The sequence below is a fragment of the Geodermatophilaceae bacterium NBWT11 genome, from assembly GCA_014218215.1.
Classification (GTDB): Bacteria; Actinomycetota; Actinomycetes; order Mycobacteriales; family Geodermatophilaceae; genus Klenkia.
The window spans coordinates 1,777,873-1,796,747 of the sequence record CP043652.1 but is presented as its reverse complement, the minus strand read 5'-3'; the positions used below and the strand labels follow the sequence as shown (position 1 = coordinate 1,796,747).

Below are 18,875 nucleotides of genomic sequence, written 5' to 3'. Positions count from 1 at the left end.
CCGCACTGGAACCTGGCGGGCCCACGGTGGGTGCATGACACAGCGGGTGCACGACGCGCACCGCCACCTCGGCGTGCTGCCCGCGTTCCCGTTCTACGGCGGTCCGCCGGTCAACCCCGACACCACCGCCCGGGCCACGATCGCCGAGCTGCAGGCCGACCTGGACCGCGAGGGCACCGAGTGCGCGCTGGTCATCCCCAACTACGGGGTGCCCGACCCGAGCGCGTCCTTCGCCCTCAACGAGCTGGTCGTCGAGGCCGCGCAGACCGACGAGCGGATCCGCGCGGGGCTGTGGACCAGCCCGCGGCCGCAGGACGCCGTCGCCACCGAGAAGGCGCTCGCGCTCGCCGGTGAGCAGGGCGTGAGTGCGTTGAAGCTGTCCTTCCTGCTGGGCGGGCGGGCCACCGACGAGGCGTGTCTCCCGCAGCTCGACAGCATCTTCGCCACGGCCCGCGAGCACGACCTCGTCGTCCACGTGCACACCAGCCCCGGCGCGGCCAGCGACATCGACGAGGTGGGCCAGCTGGTCGACCGGTACGCCGACGACGTCGCCGTGCACCTGGTGCACATGGGCGGCGGGATGAGCGGCCACATCAAGCTGATCGGACAGAGGTTCTTCGCCTGGGTCGCCGAGGGCAAGCGGGTCTACACCGACACCAGCTGGGCCATCGGCTTCGCCCCGCGCTGGTTCGCCGCCGAGATCGAGCGGCACGGCATCGGCCACGACCGCGTGCTCTTCGCCTCCGACCAGCCCTGGGGCGACTTCGAGGGCGAACACGCCCGCCTGGCCGCGGCCACCGGGGACGGCGAGCTCGCCGACCTGGTCTTCCGCGGCAACTTCGAGCAGCTCCACCGCCTGTCCTGACCCTGCAGCACCCCAACCCACGGAGGAACCAGTGACCACACCGCTCGCCACGCCCGAGGAGATCAAGGCCAACGCCGAGGCCAGCCTCGCCGAGGTCCCGCACCCCTCGCTCCCCAAGGGCAGCAACCTCTACGGCTCGACCAAGATCTTCCCGGACTACCAGGCCGGTGAGGGCGAGAGCTACCTGACGCTGGTGCACGGCATCGCGCACGAGTCCTCGGTCAGCTTCGTGGCCTGCCTGCAGGCCCTGCGCGCGCTGCGCAAGGGCTACGAGTCGGTCCTGTACTTCTACGGCCCGGCCGCGATGAACGCCATGGCCACCCGCGGCTTCCCGACCACCGGCGACTCCGCCTTCCCCGGTGAGCAGAACATCAACAGCCAGATCGAGAAGTTCATCGAGGAGGGCGGCACGGTCTACGTCTGCCGCTTCGGGCTCAGCCTGCACGGCCTCCGCGAGGAGGACCTGATCGCCGGCTGCATCCCCTGCCACCCGCTCGACGTGCAGGACGCGCTGATCCACTACGCCCGCAAGGGCGCGATCATCAACTCGACCTACAACCTCTAGTCGCCCGGCCATGACCCGGACGACGAGCACCCGCGTGGACGTCGCGATCCTCGGCGTCCGGGTCGACGCCCCGGTCCGGCGACGGGCCGGGGCGGGCCCCAGCGACGACGGGCACGTCCTGCTCAACGGGATGGGGACCGCGCTGCCGCTCAACGCCGACAGCCCCTACTCGATCAGCGGGGGCAGGCTGCTGCTGGACGGCGCCGACCTGGGCTTCGACGCCGAGGCGATCGAGCGGCCCCGCTTCTACGACCTGTCCACGGCCGACGGCGTGCCCTACGAGAAGCTCGCCCGGCTGCACGGCAAGGACGTGCTGGCCACCACCGTGGTGCAGACCTGCATCCGCTACGACGAGGCCGACCGCTGCCGGTTCTGCGCCATCGAGGCCTCCCTCGCCGTCGGCTCCACCACCGCGGTGAAGACCCCGGCCCAGCTCGCCGAGGTGGCCGAGGCCGCCGTCCGGCTGGACGGCGTGCGGCAGATGGTGCTCACCACCGGCACCACCAACGGCCGCGACCGCGGCGCCCGGCACCTGGCCCGCTGCGTCCGGGCGATCACCGCAGCCGTGCCGGGGTTGCCGATCCAGGTGCAGTGCGAGCCCCCAGCCCCGCAGGACCTCGACGCCATCGGTGAGCTGAAGGACGCCGGCGCCACCGCGATCGGCATCCACGTCGAGTCCCTGGACGACGACGTGCGCGGCCGCTGGATGCCCGGCAAGGCCAGCGTGCCGATGAGCCAGTACGACGCCGCCTGGGCCGAGGCGGTGCGGGTGTTCGGGGCCAACAGGGTGTCCACCTACCTGCTGGTCGGACTGGGCGAGGACCCCGACGAGCTCGTGGCCGGGGCGCTGGACCTGGCCCGACGCGGCGTCTACCCCTTCGTCGTCCCCTACCGCCCGCTGGCCGGCACGCTCGCGATGGCCGACGGCATCGGGGCGCCCGACCCCGCGGTGCTGGAGGACGTGACCACCCGGGTCGCGGCCGGGCTGCGCGCACTGGGCATGCGGGGCGCCGACCAGGGCGCCGGCTGCGCGGCCTGCGGGGCGTGCAGCGCACTCCAGGCGGCGGGCGCGTGAACGACCTGCAGTCACTGGAGCGCAACGTGCTCCTGGTCGACCACCGGCAGGCCGCCGTCCGCCCGGGCTGGCAGCTCGAGCAGGCCGACGCCGCCGGGGTCCGGGCCCACCAGGAGCTCCGCCGGCAGGCGTTCGTGGAGGCCCAGGGGCTGTTCGCCGGCTCCGACCTCGACGAGGCCGACGCCGACGACCGCACCGTGGTCCTCGTTGCACGTGGAACACGCGGCGAGGTGCTCGGCGGCGTGCGGTTGGCCCCGGTGGGTGCCGACGTCGGCTGGTGGACCGGGTCGCGGCTGGTCGTGGCCCCGGACGGTCCGCCCGGGGTCGGCCCGGCGCTGGTCGCCGCGGCCTGCGCCCGGGCCGAGCAGGCCGGTGCGCTGCGCTTCGACGCCACCGTGCAGGACCGGTACGCCGGGCTGTTCACCCGGCTCGGCTGGCAGACCGTCGGCCCGACGCTGCTCGCCGGCCGCCCGCACACCGCCATGACGTGGCCGATCGGCCGGCTGGCTGCCCTGGCGCGGGCGACCAAGTCCCCGCTCGGTGGCCTGCTGGCCGGCTTCCAGCTGGGCGGCGCCGGGTTCGTCGGGGACGACGGTGCCCCCGTGCCCGGCACCGACGTGGTCGCGGCGTGCGACGCGATCCTGCCCTCGATGGTCGAGCGCGACCCGGAGTGGGCCGGCTGGTGCGGGGTGCTGGTCAACGTCAATGACCTGTCCGCGATGGGCGCCGCCCCGCTCGGGCTGCTGGACTCCATCGGCGCCCGGGACGCCTCCTTCGCCGCCCGGGTCGTGGCAGGACTCCGTGCCGGGTCGCAGGCCTGGGGCGTGCCGGTGCTCGGCGGACACACCCAGCTCGGCGTGCCCGCGGCACTGAGCGTGACCGCGCTGGGCCGCACCGACCACCCGGTGCCCGGCTCCGGGGGGCGGCCGGGCCAGCACGTGCGCCTGACCGCCGACCTCGGTGGCGGGTGGCGCCGCGGCGCGACCGGCCGCCAGTGGGACTCCACCACCGGCCGGACGACGGCGGAGCTGCAGCTGATGGGCTCCGTCGTCGCCCGCACCGCCCCGGCCGCGGCGAAGGACGTCTCCATGGCCGGGCTGGTCGGCACCCTCGGGATGCTCGCCGAGGCCAGCGGCTGCGGGGCGGTGCTCGACGTCGCCGCCGTACCCCGCCCCGGCGGCGCCACGGTCGGGGACTGGTTCACCTGCTTCCCCGGCTCGGCCTTCCTGACCACCGACGACGCCGACCGCACCGTCGCCCCCGCAGGCCCGGCGACCAGTGCCACCTGCGGCGAGCTCGTCCCCGGCTCCGGCGTGCGGCTGCGCTGGCCCGACGGCTCGACCACCCCTGCCCTGACCGGTCCGGTGACCGGTCTGGGTGCCTCCCACCCCACGGAGAACTGACATGGCCACCACCACGGTCGCCGCGGTCGCCGCCCCCTTCGGGCGCGACCTCGACGAGACCTTCGCCCGGATCGAGCTCCTCGTCGCCGACGCGCGCGCCCGGGGGGTGCAGCTGCTCGCGCTGCCCGAGGCCACCCTCGGCGGGTACCTGGCCTCGCTCGGGGACCACGGGGTGGCCGAGGTGCTGCCCGAACACGCCCTGCCGCCGGCACTGGACGTCGACGGGCCGGAGGTCGCGCGCCTGGCCCGGATCGCGGGGGACATGGTGGTCACCGCGGGGTTCTGCGAGTCCGACGGCACCGACCGGTACAACACCGCGGTGGCCGTGACCGGCGACGGCGTGCTGGGTGTGCACCGCAAGGTGCACCAGCCGCTGGGGGAGTCGAACTCCTACGCGGCCGGCGACGGCTTCCGGGCCTTCGAGACTCCCGTGGGCCGGATCGGGATGATGATCTGCTACGACAAGGCGTTCCCCGAGGCGGCCCGCACGCTGGCCATGGACGGCGCGGAGATCGTGGCCTGCATGTCGGCGTGGCCGGGCTCGCGGACCGGGGCGGTGGCCGACCTCGCCGAGGACCGCTGGACCCGTCGCTTCGACCTGTTCGACCAGGCCCGGGCGTTGGAGAACCAGATCGTGTGGGTGTCGGCGAACCAGTCGGGCACCTTCGGCTCCTTGCGCTTCGTGTGCAGCGCGAAGGTGGTCGGTCCCGGCGGGGACGTGCTGGCGACCACCGGCGTCGCGCCCGGCACCGCGGTGGCCGGCGTGGACGTCGGTGCCGCGCTGGAGGGCGCCCGCCGCGCGATGGGGCACCTGCGGGACCGCCGTCCCGACACCTACGGCGTCGGGGCCGTGGCGTGACGCTCACCGAGACCGCGCCCACCCGGACCGGGCTGCCCACCCACGTGCCGGTCGCCGTCGTCGGCGGGGGACAGGCCGGGTTGTCGCTCTCCTGGCACCTCGTGCAGCGCGGGATCGAGCACGTCGTCCTGGAGCGGGAGACCGTCGCCCACGAGTGGGTGGACGCCCGCTGGGACACGTTCTGCCTGGTCACGCCCAACTGGCAGTGCCAGCTGCCCGGCTGGCCCTACGCCGGGGACGACCCCGACGGGTTCATGCTGCGCGACGAGATCGTCGACTACGTGCGTTCCTACGCGGCGTCGTTCGACCCGCCGGTGCACGAGGGCGTCGCCGTCACCCGGCTGTCCCCGGCGCCGGCGGGTGGCTACCTGCTGACCACCAGTGCGGGGGAGCTGCACGCCGACCAGGTCGTGCTGGCCGTCGGCGGCTACCACCTGCCCGTCGTCCCCCCGTACGCCACGGCGTTGCCCGCGCGCGTCACCCAGCTGCACTCCCAGCAGTACAAGAACCCCGACCAGCTGCCCGACGGCGACGTGCTCGTGGTCGGTACCGGGCAGTCCGGCGCGCAGATCGCCGAGGACCTGCACCTGGCGGGCCGACGGGTGCACCTCGCGGTCGGCAGCGCCCCCCGGATCGCCCGGCGGTACCGCGGCCGCGACGTCGTCGCCTGGCTGCACGACCTGGGCCACTACGACATGCCGGTCGAGCAGCACCGGGACGGCGAGGCCGCCCGGGTGGGCACCAACCACTACGTCACCGGCCGGGACGGCGGCCGCGACATCGACCTGCGGACCTTCGCGAGCCAGGGCATGCAGCTCTACGGCACCCTCACCGGGCTGACCGGGGGCCGGTTGACCTTCCGCCCGGACCTCACCGCCCACCTGGACCACGCCGACGCCGTGGACGACTCGGCCAAGGACGTCATCGACCGGCACATCGCCGCAGCCGGGATCGACGCCCCGACCGAGCCCCGCTACGTGCCGGTCTGGGCGCCGGCGGAGGACCCGGTGGCCCTGGACGTCGATGAGATCACCAGCGTGGTCTGGGCGATCGGCTTCCGGGCCGACTGGTCGTGGGTGCAGGTGCCGGTGTTCGACGGCCGCGGCTACCCGACCCACCACCGCGGCGTCACCTCGGCCCCGGGCCTCTTCGTGCTGGGCCTGCCGTGGTTGCACACCTGGGGATCGGGCCGCTTCTCCGGCATCGCCCGGGACGCCGAGCACGTGGCCGACCGGATCACCGAGCTCAGCGCCGCCGGGTCCCCCACCGGGCTGGGGCCGGCGCTGGCGGCTGCCGCCGCGTCGTCCGCCTCCCGCATGGCGTGAGGGTCGCCGCCGTCTCGGCGCACTTCGGCCGGGACGTCGAGCCCTGCCTGGCCAAGATCGAGGCGATCACCGCCGACGCCCGGGCGCGGGGCGTCGACCTGCTGGTGTTCCCCGGCGCGACCATCGGCGGGTACCTCGGCGGCTTCGGTGCGGTGGGCGCGACCGGCATGCCGCCGGCCTTCCCGGCCGACGACCCGGTCTTCGACCGGCTCGCCGCCGCGGCGGGACCGACGGTGGTCTGCCTGTCCTGGCGGGAGTCCGACGCAGGCCGGTTCTTCAACAGCGCCGTCTGCCTGACCGGCGACGGCGTGCTCGGCCGGCACCGCAAGGTGCACCAGCCGGTGGGGGAGGTCGCGGCGTACGCCGCGGGCGACCGCTTCGCCGCCTTCGACACCCCCGTCGGTCGGCTGGGGATGCTCGTCGACTACGACAAGACCTTCCCCGAGGCCGCCCGCACCCTCGCCGGGGACGGCGCGCAGCTGCTGGCCTGCCTGTCGGCCTGGCCGGCCTCGCTCACCGACCGGGCACCCCGGCTGGCCCAGGACCGGCAGTCCCGGCTCTTCGACCTCTACGACTGCGCGCGCGCCGCGGAGAACCAGGTGGTCGTGGTCTCGGCGAACCAGACCGGCACGATGGGCCGGCTGCGCTTCCTCGGCCAGTCCAAGGTGGTCGGCCCCGGCGGGGACGTGCTGGCCCGCACCTGGGCGAAGGCCGGGCTCGCCTGCGCCGACCTGGACGTCGCCGCCGAGGTCAGCCGCTCCCGGCTCAACCTCTCCCACCTGCGCGAACGCCGTCCGGAGGCCTACGCGTGAGGATCGCGCTGCTCACCTACTCCACCAAGCCCCGGGGCGGGGTCGTGCACACCCTGGCCCTGGCCGAGGCGATGGCCCGGGCCGGGCACGACGTGCACGTCTGGGCACTGGGCCGCGGTGGTGACGGTGCGTTCTTCCGCCCCATCGACCCCCGGGTGACCCTGCGGCTGGTGCCGTTCCCCGAGCTGGCGGGCGAGGACGTCGGCGCCCGCATCGTGCGGTCGATCGCCGTGCTGGGGGCCGCCTTCGGCGGTGACTACGACGTGGTGCACGCCCAGGACTGCATCTCGGCCAACGCCGTCCCGGACTGCCTGCGCACCGTGCACCACCTCGACGTCTTCACCACCCCGGAGCTGGCCGCCTGCCACGAGCGCGCGATCGTCACCCCGCGGGCCCTGGTCTGCGTCTCGGCGGCGGTCGCCGCCGAGGTGGCCACCGGCTGGGGCCGGGTCGCCACCGTCATCCCCAACGGCGTGGACGGCGCCCGGTTCGCCGTCGCCGCCGGACCCGACGGGGACGCCGGGCGGCGCCGCTGGCGGGACCGGCTCGGCAGCTACGTGCTGGCCGTCGGCGGGATCGAGCCGCGCAAGGGCAGCCGGGACCTGGTCGAGGCCATGGCGCTGGTGCAGCGGGAGCGGCCCGACCTGGAGCTGGTGGTGGCCGGTGGGGAGACCCTGTTCGACCACCGCGCCTACCGGGCCGACGTCGAGGCCCGGGCCGCGGAGCTCGGCGTCGTGCCGGTGGTCCTCGGGCCGGTCGCCGACGACGAGCTGCCCACCCTGGTGGCCGGCGCCGAGGTGTTCGCCTTCCCCTCGACCAAGGAGGGCTTCGGACTGGCCGCGATGGAGGCCCTGGCCGCCGGCGTGCCGCTGGTGACCCGGGACCTCCCGGTGCTGCGCGAGGTCTTCGGCGGCGCCGCGGCGTTCGCCACCGACCCGGCCGGCTTCGCGGCGGCGCTGCTCGCGGGGGCGGGCGCACGGGAGCCGGCCCGGGCGGAGGCGGGCCGGGCGCTGGCGTTCGGGCACGACTGGGACGCCGCGGCAGCGGCGCACCTGCAGCTGTACCGGGAGGGGCACACGCGTCGCGTGTGACCGACGCCGTGCGTGTCCGATCGAGAACGGTGCGTCTCGCGTCCGCGGTGTGCCTCACTCCCGGTCGTGACCACCTCGATGCGCCGGTCCGGCCGCCGCGCCCTCCAGGTCCTCGGACTCGCTGCGCTCGTCACCGGTGCGGTGCTCCCCCTGCAGTCCGCAGCGGCCGCTCCGGCGGGGGTGATCGCGTCGGCCGGCCCGCTGACGCAGATCACGACCTCGCCGACGCTGAACTGCCAGGTGACCCGCGCGGATGACCAACAGTCCGAGTGGTTCCCCACCGGCGGCGACGGCGCCTGCGGCACGTTCGTCGCGGTGGACGGCGCCGTCTTCGGGCCCGCCGACCTGCCGGCGGGCGGGGTGCTGACCGGGACGCCGCAGTACGTGGTCTCCACCCCGGTCTCCCAGACGGCGGCCACGGGTGCCGGTACCGAGACCGACCCGTTGACGCTCGTCACGGTGGTCGGCCTGGGCGACACCGGGTTGACGGTCACCCAGACGGACCGCTACGTGGTCGGGGCCGAGGCGTACCGCACCGACGTCGTCGTCGCGAACCCCGGGCCCGGCGCCGTCGACGCGGTGGTCTACCGGGCGGGTGACTGTTACCTGCAGGACTCCGACTCCGGCCGCGGCACGGTCACCGGCACGGCCGTCGCCTGTCGGGCCGGAGCAGCTGCCGACGAGCCCGACCGCATCGAGCAGCTCTACCCGCTCACTCCGGGCAGCAGCCACCTGGAGGGCGCCTACGACGACGTCTGGACGGCGATCGCCACCGGCCTCCCGTTCCCGGACACCTGCCTGTGCGACGAGGAGATCGACAACGGCGTCGGCCTGAGCTGGCCCGTGACCGTCCCCTCCGGTGGCACCGCGCGGGTGGCCCACTACACGACCTTCTCGCCCTTGGGGGCCAGCCCGCTGGAGGTCTCGCAGGGGTTGCTCACCCAGGACGTGGTCGCCGACGGGGAGGGCGGGTTCGTCATCACGATCAGGAACACCGGCGCGGTGCCGCAGACGGTCACCTCGATCGTGGACACGCTGCCCGCGGGGTTCACGTACCGGTCGGCCTCCACGAGCGGTGACCTCCGGGGCGACCCGTCGGTCGCCGGGCAGGACCTGACCTGGCTGGGCAGCTTCGTGGTGCCCGAGGCGGACGCCGGTGTGCCCGGTGTCTTCACCTTCCGGTTCTCCACCGTCGCCCCGGCCCTCGTCGGCGATGCCGGGCCCAACCGTGTGGTCGTCTCCGGGCCGGGGGTGACGGTGGTCCAGGCGGTCGACGTCCCGGTCACGGTGGTGGCCGGCGTCGCTGTCCCGACCCCGGGGGTCCCGGTCGGTGTGGCGGCTCCGAACCCGGCCGCCGCCCCGGCACCGGCCCCCCAGCTCGCCGCGACGGGGGTGTCGACCGCTGCGGGCACCGGTGCCGGGGTCCTCGCGGTCCTCCTGGGGTCCGTCTGTCTCCTCCTCGGACGGCGTCCGGCAGCCCGCTGACCCCGTGGCCCGGTGCCTCCCGGGACCGGTGACGGAACGCAGCTCTCACGGCGCGGACACGGCGCGGAAACGACGCGGCGTGACACTCGGGTCCAGAGCACGACGAGACCGTCCACGCCGGGGCGGGGCGAGGGGGCAGCACCGTGACGCGGAACCAGAAGCCGTCGGTCTTCCAGCTGGGCGAGGTCCGCGAGGAGGACGGCGTCACCGTCGTCGCCGGCTGGGGCCTGGGCATGTGTGCGCCCCAGTGCCGCTGCCACCGCGACCCCGCCGACGGTCAGCTGCAGATCCTCGAGGACCACGCCGCGGGCACCCTGGGCCTGCGCAGCTTCGGCGCCGACGGGGACTGCGACTGCTGCGAACCGTGGACGTCGGCCGAGCTGTGCGCCGTGCTGCGCGACGCGGCGGCGGTCGAGGCGCTGGAGTGCCAGGAGCCCGCAGCAGGCTGACCGCCGCGATGGACGCCACACCGCGTGGCGACCCCACGCTGTGCCCGCGTGTCGTTACCGTCCGCCAGGACGCGCTCGGAGATCCACTCCTCCCCAGGTGGACGGGCGCCCGCTGGAGGCCCTCGTGACTGCCGCGACTCGACTGACGACCCGACGCACGACTCGTGCTGCCGCCCTCGCCGTGGCCGCCGGCTTCGCCGTCACCCTGGTCCCCGGGACCGCGACCGCCGCACCCACCACCGCCGCTGACGCCGCGACCGCGGTCGCCGAGACGTCCCGGCAGGTGGAGGTCCTGGCCGAGCAGGTCAACGACGCGCAGCTGGCCGCCGACGCCGCCCTCGCCGACGCCGCCACCACCGACGCGGCGGCCGACGTCGCGGACGCCGACGTGGCCGCGCTCCAGCCCCGGGTCCGTGCGCTGGTGCTCAGCGGCATCCTGTCGGGCCCGCAGTCGGGCATGGAGCTGGTGCTCTCCAGCGAGTCCGCCGACGAGGCCCTGCAGCGCTGGGCGCTCTACGGGCAGCTGACCGACAACACCAACGACCTGCTGGCCGACCTCACCGTCGCCCAGGACGCCGCCGCCGCGGCCCGCGCCACCTCCGACGCCGCCGCGGCCGCCGCCACCGCCGCGCTGGACGCCGTGACCGCGCAGCAGACCCAGCTCGAGGCCGACCTGGCCGGCTACGAGGCCGACTTCGCCCGGCTCAGCGCCGTGCAGCAGGCCGCCGTCGTCACCGCCGTGGCCGGCCCCGAGGTCTCCGGCGCCCAGACGGCCGCGGCCGCTGCCGCCGCGCCGGCCGCGGCCCCGACCGAGGCCGCTGCGATCGCGGTGCAGACCGCGCTGGCCCAGGTCGGCAAGCCCTACGTCGTCGCCGCCTCCGGCCCCAACGGCTTCGACTGCTCCGGCCTCACCCAGTTCGCCTACGCCGCTGCCGGCGTCTCGCTGCCGCACTCCAGCCGCACCCAGTCCACGATGGGCGCCGCCGTCTCCCGCGCCGACCTGCAGCCCGGGGACCTGGTCTTCTTCTACTCCCCGGTGAGCCACGTCGGCATGTACATCGGCAACGGCCAGATGGTGCACGCCAGCGTCAGCGGCCGCCCGGTCGCCGTGACCAGCGTCGACAAGCCCGGCTACGCCGGCGCCCGCCGCCCCACCGCGTGACGAAGGACCCGATCGCCCCCCAGGACGCGCTCCGCACGCCCCGGGTCCCTGCGACCGGGCCGGCGGCTCACCCTCGGGACGAGGCCGGCTGCGGCGCACGCCGGTGCTCCCGCACCTTCCACACAACGGCGCCGACGACCACCACGGCGCCGACGACGATCGCTCCTCCTCGGCCGACCTGGGTGGCCACGGTCTCCCACGAGGCGCCGGCCAGGTAGCCGATGGCCACCGCGGCGACGCCCCAGAGCACCCCGCCGACGGCGTTCCAGGCCAGGAACGTGCGGTAGCGCATCCGGGCGACGCCGGCCAGCGCCGGGGTGACCGCGCGCAGGAACGCGGTGAGCCGGGCGAGCAGGACGGCCGGGCCACCGCGTCGGGCCAGGGTGTCCGAGGCCCGCTCGATGCCGGCGGAGTGCCGCTGGGCGATCCTGCTGCGCAGCAGTCGGGGGCCGGCGCGCCGGCCCACCTCGTAGCCCACGCTGTCCCCGCCGATCGCGGCGACGACCACCAGTGCACCGAGCAGCCACACGCTGAGCCGCCCCTGCTCGGCGGCCACCCCGCCGAGCACGACGGCGGTCTCGGCGGGGACGACGAACCCCACGAACAACGCGTCCTCGACGAACACCAGCGCGGTGACGAGGACGTACACCCAGATCGCGGGCACCGACAGCAGGCGTTCGAGCAGGGCGGTCACGAGCGGTCGGTGCCCGTCCTGCTGGACGGGAGCTGGGAGGAGCCTGCGGGTCAGCCGCCCTCGCGCATGCCCCACGGGGAGCCGTAGGCGGTGAGCAGGTCCAGGAACGGCTGGCTGTCGAAGGCCTCCGGGCCGAGCACGCCGGCCCCGCTCCAGGTGCCGGCCGCGACGAGCTCGAGGGCGACGACGGGGTTCACCGCGGTCTGCCAGACCACGGCCTGGTGGCCGTACTCGCGCATGGACCACTCGTTGTCGACCACGTGGTACAGGTAGACCTGCCGGGGCTCGCCGTCCTTCCCGGTGCCCGAGACCCACAGCCCGGCGCAGGTCTTGCCGGTCATCGCGTCACCCAGGGTGGCCGGGTCGGGCAGGCAGGCGGCGACCACGTCGCGCGGGCTGACCTGCACGCCCTTCACGGTGACCGGCGCGGTCTTGTCCAGGCCGACCTTGTGCAGTGCCTTGAGGACGTCGATGAACTCGGTGCCCAGGCCGTACTTGAAGGTGACCCGCTTCGCGTCCACCCAGCGCGGCATGAGGAGCACCTCCTCGTGCTCGACGTTCACGCACTCGACCGGCCCGATGCCCTCGGGGAACTCGAACACCTCGGGCTCGCTGAAGGGCGCGGTGGTGAAGAACCCGCGGCCCTCCTCGTAGACCACCGGCGGGTTGAGGCACTCCTCGATCGTGGTCCAGATGGAGAACGACGGGGCGAACTCGAAGCCCTCGACCTCCAGGTTCGCGCCGTCCCGCACCCCCAGCTCGTCGATGGAGGAGAAGAGGTGGTCGGCGGCGTAGCGGGCGAACACGTCGGACAACCCGGGCTCCACGCCCATCCCGACCAGCGCGAGCTGCCCGGCGGACTCCCACTCACCGGCGAGGGCGAACTGCTCGTCGCCGAGCTTCACCCCGGTCTCGGTGTAGGGGTTCTCCGGGTGGGGGTGCGACAGGGACATGGCCATGTCCACGTAGGTGGCGCCGGCGCTCAGCGCGGCCCGGAACAGCGGCATCACGAACCGCGGGTCGACGGCGTTCATCAGCACGTCGCAGCCGCGCTCGGTCAGCAGCGCCGCCACCGCGGCCTCGTCCCCGGCGTCCAGCGACCCCACCGCGCTGAAGCGCGTGTCGCCCCCGGCGGCGGCGACCACCTTCTCCGCGCGCGCCCCGTCGTAGTCGGCCACCACGACGGCCTCGAAGAAGTCACGGCGGGCGGCGATGGCGGCGAAGGCGCTGCCGACGCCGCCGGCTCCGACCAACAGGATGCGCATGGGGGTCCTCTCTCGCAGGTGGCGCCGACCCTAGGGGACGACCAGCACGTTCGCGACGGCATCCGTCGCTGCACCAACTCGTAACACGGGAAACCCTTGTGGCAGCGGGCTCCACCTGCGATAACCGTCGCATGACCGAGTCAGGGACCTCCCGGTGAGCACGCCGACGCCGCGGACGGAGGCGCAGCCGCAGCTGAAGTCCGGCGCGATCGGCTTCGTCGACGCACTGGTCATCGGGCTGGCCTCGACCTCACCGGCCTACTCGCTGGCCGCCGTCGTCGGGGCCGTCGTCGCGTTGGTCGGGGTGTACGCCCCGGGGGTCTTCCTCGCCTCGTTCGTGCCGATGCTGCTCATCGCCTCGGCCTTCTACTACCTGAACCGGGCCGACCAGGACTGCGGGACGACGTTCTCCTGGGTCACCCGGGCGATGGGCCCGTGGATCGGCTGGCTGGGTGGCTGGGCGATCGCGATGACCGGGGTGCTGGTCATCGGCTCCCTCGCCGACGTCGGCGTCCGGTTCGGGCTGCTCGCGCTGCAGCTGGACGGGCTGGCCGGCAACACCTTCGTCGTCCGCACGCTGACCGTGCTGCTCATCATCGCGATGACCGCGGTGTGCGTGATCGGCACCGAGTTCAGCGCCAAGCTGCAGAACGGGCTGATCATCGCCCAGGTCGGCGCGCTGCTCGTCTTCGCCGGGATCGCGCTGGTCAAGGGCCTGTCCGGGGACGGCGTGGAGGGCGGTGGCCTGACGCCGTCCCTGTCGTGGCTGAACCCCTTCGGCGCCGGCGGGGCCGCGCTGACCGGCGGGCTGCTGCTCGGCGTCTTCATCTACTGGGGCTGGGAGTCCGCGGTCAACCTGACCGAGGAGACCCAGGACTCCGAGTCCACCCCCGGCAAGGCCGCGATCGTGTCCACCGTCGTGCTGCTGGTGACCTACCTCGGCGTGACCATCGCGATCCTCAGCTACTTCGGGACGGCGTTCCTCGCCGACCGGTCGGGGGAGGAGGAGACGATCTTCGCCACCCTGGCGACCGAGGTGATGGGCCCGTGGGACTGGGTGCTGCTGGCCGCGGTGTCCACCTCGGCGATCGCCTCCACCCAGACGACGATCCTGCCGGCCTCCCGCACCGGGTTGTCGATGGCCCGGCGGCACGCGATGCCCTCGTCCCTGGCCCGGATCAGCCCCCGCTTCCGCACCCCGGACGTCTCCACCTGGACCGTCGCGGCGATCGCCATCGCCTGGTACCTGGTGGTCAACCTGATCAGCGAGAACGCGCTGTTCGACTCCCTCACCGCGCTCTCGCTGCTGATCGCCTTCTACTACTCCCTCACCGGCATCGCCTGCGCGGTGTTCCACCGGCGCCAGCTGACCCGCAGCGTGAAGGACCTCCTGCTCATCGGCGTCGGCCCCGTGATCGGCTCGCTGCTGCTCATCTGGCTGCTCGTCGAGTCCATCGGCGACCTGGCCGACCCGGCGAACTCCTACAGCGGGGTGTCCTGGTTCGGGGTGGGCCCGCCGCTGGTGATCGGGATCGGCATCTTCCTGGTCGGCGTCGTCTTCATGTTCGTGTGGCGGGTCAAGGACGCCCGCTTCTGGGCCGAGAAGACGACGACGGCCGAGCGGCTGCAGGCCGACATCGCCGCCGGCCGCACCGCAGCAGCCGTCGAGGACCCCGCCCCGTGACCGTCTGGGAGATCTGAGTGAGCATCGTTCTGGGTTACGACGAGTCCCCGGGCGCCCGTCGCGCCCTGGGCCTGGCCATCGACCTGGCCGCCAAGCTGGACGAGGAGCTGGTGCTCGTCTACGGCGCCGCCCCGCCCGGCGTGGTCGGCGAGGAGGCCGGTGAGCACGGCAAGGCGCTGGCCGAGATCGGCCGGACGGCGCTGGCGCACGCCGTCACCGCTGCCGACGCGGCCGGCGTCGCGACGGTCGTCGAGGTGGTCGCCGAGAAGCCGGTGCCCGCGCTTCTGGCGGCCGGGGACCGGCACGAGGCGCGCGTCATCGTCGTCGGCACGTACGGCGAGAGCCCCCTGCGCGGAGCGTTCCTGGGCTCGGTGGCCTACAAGCTGCTGCACCTGTCCACCCGCCCGGTCCTCTGCGTCCCCGCCGAGCCCGAGTGACCGGAGGGTGGGAGGGCAGGAATCCTGCCCTCCCACCCTCCGCTACAGGCGGGACCAGGCCTCGGTGAGCACCGAGCGCAGGGTCTGTTCGATGAGGTCGAACTCGGCCTGGCCGGCGATGAGCGGCGGGGCGAGCTGGATGACCGGGTCGCCGCGGTCGTCGGCGCGGCAGTAGAGGCCGGCGTCGAAGAGGGCCTGGGAGAGGAACCCGCGGAGCAGCCGCTCGCTCTCGGCGTCGTCGAAGGTCTCCTTGGTGGCCTTGTCCTTGACCATCTCGATCCCGTAGAAGAACCCGTCGCCGCGGACGTCGCCCACGATCGGCAGGTCGGTGAGCTTCTCCAGGGTGCGGCGGAAGTCGTGCTCGGTGTCCAGCACGTGCTGGTTGAGCCCCTCGGCCTCGAACAGGTCCAGGTTGGCCAGGCCCACGGCGGCCGAGACGGGGTGCCCGCCGAAGGTGTAGCCGTGCGGGAAGGAGACGCCCGGACGCAGGAAGGGCTCCATCACGCGGTCGCTGGCGATCATCGCGCCGATGGGGGAGTAGCCCGAGGTCATCCCCTTGGCGCAGGTGATCATGTCGGGCACGTAGCCGAACTTGGAGCAGGCGAACGTCGTCCCCAGCCGGCCGAAGGCGCAGATGACCTCGTCGCTGACCAGCAGGACGTCGTACTGGTCGCAGATCTCGCGCACCCGGTCGAAGTAGCCGGGCGGGGGCGGGAAGCAGCCGCCGGCGTTCTGCACCGGCTCCAGGAACACCGCGGCCACGGTGTCCGGGCCCTCGAAGAGGATCTGCTGCTCGATCTGGTCGGCGGCCCAGCGGCCGAACGCCTTGGGGTCGTCACCGAAGTACGGCGCGCGGTAGATGTTGGTGTTGGGCACCCGGAAGGCCCCGGGCACCAGCGGCTCGAAGTCCTGCTTGAGCGCGGGCAGCCCGGTGATGGACAGCGCCCCGGCCGTGGTGCCGTGGTAGGCCACCGCCCGGCTGATCACCTTGTGCTTGGACGGCTTGCCGGTCAGCTTGAAGTACTGCTTGGCCGCCTTCCACGCGGTCTCCACGGCCTCGCCGCCCCCGGTGGTGAAGAAGACCCGGTTCAGGTCACCGGGGGCCTCGGCCGCGAGCCGGTGCGACAGCTCGATCGCCGCCGGGTGCGCGTAGGACCACAGCGGGAAGAAGGCCAGCGTCTCGGCCTGCTTCGCGGCCGCCTCGGCCAGCACCCGTCGTCCGTGCCCGGCCTGGACGACGAAGAGCCCGGCCAGCCCGTCGAGGTACTTCCGCCCCCGGTCGTCCCAGATGTAGGCGCCCTCGCCCTTGACGATCACCGGCGGGGGCTGGTGGGCGTAGCCGCCCATCCGGGAGAAGTGCAGCCACAGGTTGTCCATGCTCCCCGGGCCGTACGTGCCGGACTCGGTGACGGGCTGCTCGGTGGTGGTCACGAGGACTCCTCAGGGCTGCGGATCCCGTCGTCCGACGGGCGTTCGACGAGCGAGAGCGTAGCGAGAACAGCCCTCCCCTGACGAGACCGTCCTCAGATGGGCTTGCCGGTCGCCACCCGGTCGACCATGTCGGCGATGGTCGCGGCCCGGCCGGCCGTGGTGCGCTTGGTGGTGACCCGGTGCAGCACGGCGTACCGGGCCGTCTTCGGCAGCGCGTCGAAGGCGCCCCGGGCGCCCGGGGTGGCAGCCAGGGCCGCGGTCAGGTCCTCGGGTTCGGTCATCGCGGCGGGCCCGGCGTAGGCCTGCTCCCACCGGCCGTCGGCCTGCGCGGCCTCGACCTGGGCCAGCCCTGCGGGCCGCATCAGGCCCTCGGCCGTCAGCTCGGCGACGGTGGCGACGTTCTTGGCCGACCAGATGCTGCGCTTGCGGCGGGGCGTGACCCGGATCAGGTACCCGGTGTCGTCGAAGCGGTTGCTGCGCCCGTCGATCCAGCCGTGGCAGAGCAGCACCTGGACGAGCTCCTCCCAGGTGACCGAGGGGAAGGCCTTCTTCTTGGCCAGCAGCACCGAGAGGCCCGGGGCGTCCGCGCCGTGCTCGTCGAACCAGGCGTGCGCCTCGTCCATGGTGGCGAAGGAGCGGCGCTCGAACTCGTCGGCCATGCCGTCATGCTGCCGGGCCCACCCCGTTCGGGGAAGCGCGGCGGGCGCGGTAGGCGGCGGCGTGCGTGCGGTTGGCGCAGCTGGCGTCGCAGAACCGGCGGGAGCGGTTGCGGGTCAGGTCGACCAGGGCGGCGCCGCAGCCCTCGGCCTCGCAGCGGCCCAGCCGGTCCAGCTGCTCGGCGCGGACCAGGTCGGCCACGGCCATCGCGGCCTCGACGGCCATCCGGTGCGGCACCGGGGCGTGCGGCTCGGTGGCGTGCACGTGCCAGCCCCAGTCGTCGTGCCGGACCAGCTGCGGCCGGGCCTGCCCCTCGCGCAGCAACCGGTTGACGACGGCGACGACGGCCTCGGTCTCGGCGTCCCACATCTCGCACAGCTCGGCGCGCAGCGCGTGCACCCCGGCGAGCTCGGCGGCGTCACCGGCCCGGTCGCCGGTGAACTGCCAGGCGTCCAGGAAGGCGGCCAGGGCCGGCGGGTCGGGGAGCAGCTCGGTGCCGGTGCCCGACCCGGAGGCGGTGTTCACCAGCTCGGCGGCCGCGTTCAGCCCGACCTCGGTGTCATGGGCAAAGAGCATGTTGCTCCTGACGTCTGCTACGGTCCGGCACGTCAGGAGTGTACGTCTCAACGGTCCTGACGCGTCTCGAGGAGATCCACCGTGCTGGACCGTCGCGCCGGGCTGACCGGACTGCTGCTCGCCCTGGCCTCGGCCGCCGCCTTCGGCACCTCCGGGGTGTTCGCCACCGCGCTGCTGGACGCCGGGTGGAGCGCCGCGGCCGCCGTCACCGTCCGGGTCGGGCTGGCCGCGCTGGTGCTCACCGTGCCGGCGGTGCTGCAGCTGCGCGGGCGCTGGCACCTGCTGCGCAGCAACGTCGGTTCGGTGCTCGCCTTCGGCCTGCTGGCCGTCGCCGGCTGCCAGCTCGCGTACTTCCTCGCCGTCGGCCGGCTCTCGGTCGGGGTGGCGCTGCTGCTGGAGTACTCCGGCGTCGTCCTGGTCGTGCTGTGGACCTGGCTGCGGCACGGGCAGCGGCCCAGCCCGGTCACCGCCACCGGCGTCGCCGTCGCGGTGGTCGGCCTGGTGCTGGTGCTCGACGTCGTCCGGGGCGCCCAGATCGACCCGCTCGGTGTGGTCTGGGGACTGCTGGCCGCGGTCGGGCTCGCGTCCTACTTCGTCATCTCCGCGCGTTCGGACGGCGCCCTGCCCCCGCTGGTCAGCGCCTGGGGCGGACTCGGTGTGGGCGCGGTCGCCCTCGGGCTGGCGGCCGCGGTGGGCCTGGTGCCCTGGCGGACCAGCGCAGCCGACGTCGAGCTCGCCGGCGCGCAGGTCACCTGGCTCGTCCCGGTGCTCGGACTGGCGCTGCTCGCCGCGGCGCTCGCCTACGCGACCGGGGTCGCCGCCATCCGCCGCTTGGGCTCGCGCCTGTCCTCCTTCGTCGGGCTCACCGAGGTGCTCTTCGCCGTCCTGTTCGCCGCCCTGCTGCTGGGCCAGGAGCCCGGCCCGGTGCAGCTGCTCGGCGGGGTCGTCGTCCTGGCCGGGATCGTGCTGGTCCGGGCCGGGGAGCGCCCGGCGGCCGTGGTGGACGTGGACCCGGTGCCGGAGACCGTCGTCCGCTGAGC

19 protein-coding genes are annotated in these 18,875 nt (G+C 74.2%); 14 read left to right on the top strand and 5 right to left on the bottom strand.

Going from position 1 to position 18,875, the window contains the following annotated elements; all coding sequences use genetic code 11:
- Positions 1-34: 34 nt before the first annotated feature.
- The 11 genes from F1C76_08610 to F1C76_08560 all read left to right on the top strand — a co-directional run bounded on the left by F1C76_08610 (position 35) and on the right by F1C76_08560 (position 11,091).
- The gene (locus F1C76_08610; GenBank protein ID QNG36646.1) at positions 35-865 is read left to right on the top strand and encodes an amidohydrolase family protein; all 831 of its coding nucleotides are present in this window, start codon (positions 35-37) and stop codon (positions 863-865) included.
- 61 nt (positions 866-926) lie between these two features.
- Entirely contained in the window at positions 927-1,430 is a 504-nt protein-coding gene (locus F1C76_08605; protein QNG39109.1) for an MSMEG_0572 family nitrogen starvation response protein, read from the top strand.
- A 10-nt stretch (positions 1,431-1,440) separates the two neighbouring features.
- Complete coding sequence (locus F1C76_08600; protein QNG36645.1) at positions 1,441-2,505, top strand: MSMEG_0568 family radical SAM protein; 1,065 nt, start codon at positions 1,441-1,443, stop codon at positions 2,503-2,505.
- A gap of 14 nt (positions 2,506-2,519) precedes the next feature.
- The gene (locus F1C76_08595; GenBank protein QNG39108.1) at positions 2,520-3,908 is read left to right on the top strand and encodes an AIR synthase; all 1,389 of its coding nucleotides are present in this window, start codon (positions 2,520-2,522) and stop codon (positions 3,906-3,908) included.
- A gap of 1 nt (position 3,909) precedes the next feature.
- Entirely contained in the window at positions 3,910-4,767 is an 858-nt protein-coding gene (locus F1C76_08590; GenBank protein ID QNG36644.1) for a carbon-nitrogen hydrolase family protein, read from the top strand.
- Positions 4,764-6,092: an MSMEG_0569 family flavin-dependent oxidoreductase gene (locus F1C76_08585; GenBank protein ID QNG36643.1), complete on the top strand. Its 1,329-nt coding sequence runs from the start codon at positions 4,764-4,766 to the stop codon at positions 6,090-6,092. The genes F1C76_08590 and F1C76_08585 overlap by 4 nt, the downstream gene beginning before the upstream one ends.
- A complete protein-coding gene (locus F1C76_08580) occupies positions 6,089-6,904 on the top strand; it encodes a carbon-nitrogen hydrolase family protein (GenBank protein QNG36642.1) in 816 nt (271 codons plus the stop codon). Before F1C76_08585 ends, F1C76_08580 begins: the two co-directional genes overlap by 4 nt.
- Positions 6,901-7,995, top strand: coding sequence for an MSMEG_0565 family glycosyltransferase (locus tag F1C76_08575; GenBank protein ID QNG36641.1), 1,095 nt, complete (start codon positions 6,901-6,903; stop codon positions 7,993-7,995). Before F1C76_08580 ends, F1C76_08575 begins: the two co-directional genes overlap by 4 nt.
- A gap of 66 nt (positions 7,996-8,061) precedes the next feature.
- On the top strand, positions 8,062-9,480 hold the full coding sequence (locus F1C76_08570; protein ID QNG36640.1) for a DUF11 domain-containing protein: 1,419 nt from the start codon (positions 8,062-8,064) through the stop codon (positions 9,478-9,480).
- A gap of 143 nt (positions 9,481-9,623) precedes the next feature.
- Positions 9,624-9,929 (top strand): hypothetical protein, encoded by a 306-nt coding sequence (locus tag F1C76_08565; protein QNG36639.1) that lies wholly within the window; start codon positions 9,624-9,626, stop codon positions 9,927-9,929.
- A gap of 124 nt (positions 9,930-10,053) precedes the next feature.
- Positions 10,054-11,091 carry an NlpC/P60 family protein gene (locus F1C76_08560; GenBank protein QNG36638.1) on the top strand — a complete coding sequence of 346 codons (1,038 nt, stop codon included), beginning with the start codon at positions 10,054-10,056 and terminating at the stop codon, positions 11,089-11,091.
- A gap of 67 nt (positions 11,092-11,158) precedes the next feature.
- Here the strand turns inward: F1C76_08560 and F1C76_08555 are convergent, their stop codons facing one another.
- Positions 11,159-11,785 (bottom strand): DedA family protein, encoded by a 627-nt coding sequence (locus tag F1C76_08555; protein QNG36637.1) that lies wholly within the window; start codon positions 11,783-11,785, stop codon positions 11,159-11,161.
- Between the two features lie 50 nt (positions 11,786-11,835).
- Positions 11,836-13,050, bottom strand: a complete 1,215-nt coding sequence (locus F1C76_08550; protein ID QNG36636.1) for an ATP-binding protein — start codon at positions 13,048-13,050, stop codon at positions 11,836-11,838.
- Between the two features lie 154 nt (positions 13,051-13,204).
- Here F1C76_08550 and F1C76_08545 point away from each other — a divergent pair, with 154 nt between their 5' ends.
- Entirely contained in the window at positions 13,205-14,734 is a 1,530-nt protein-coding gene (locus tag F1C76_08545; protein QNG36635.1) for an APC family permease, read from the top strand.
- 17 nt (positions 14,735-14,751) lie between these two features.
- The gene (locus tag F1C76_08540; protein ID QNG36634.1) at positions 14,752-15,171 is read left to right on the top strand and encodes a universal stress protein; all 420 of its coding nucleotides are present in this window, start codon (positions 14,752-14,754) and stop codon (positions 15,169-15,171) included.
- 42 nt (positions 15,172-15,213) lie between these two features.
- Here the strand turns inward: F1C76_08540 and F1C76_08535 are convergent, their stop codons facing one another.
- From F1C76_08535 to F1C76_08525, 3 genes are all read right to left on the bottom strand, one after another.
- A complete protein-coding gene (locus F1C76_08535; GenBank protein QNG39107.1) occupies positions 15,214-16,548 on the bottom strand; it encodes an aspartate aminotransferase family protein in 1,335 nt (444 codons plus the stop codon).
- Positions 16,549-16,694: 146 nt separating this feature from the next.
- The gene (locus F1C76_08530) at positions 16,695-17,261 is read right to left on the bottom strand and encodes a hypothetical protein (protein QNG36633.1); all 567 of its coding nucleotides are present in this window, start codon (positions 17,259-17,261) and stop codon (positions 16,695-16,697) included.
- Positions 17,262-17,265: 4 nt separating this feature from the next.
- Positions 17,266-17,835, bottom strand: coding sequence for a CGNR zinc finger domain-containing protein (locus tag F1C76_08525; GenBank protein QNG36632.1), 570 nt, complete (start codon positions 17,833-17,835; stop codon positions 17,266-17,268).
- Positions 17,836-17,916: 81 nt separating this feature from the next.
- Here F1C76_08525 and F1C76_08520 point away from each other — a divergent pair, with 81 nt between their 5' ends.
- Positions 17,917-18,873, top strand: a complete 957-nt coding sequence (locus F1C76_08520) for an EamA family transporter (GenBank protein QNG36631.1) — start codon at positions 17,917-17,919, stop codon at positions 18,871-18,873.
- Positions 18,874-18,875: the final 2 nt, after the last annotated feature.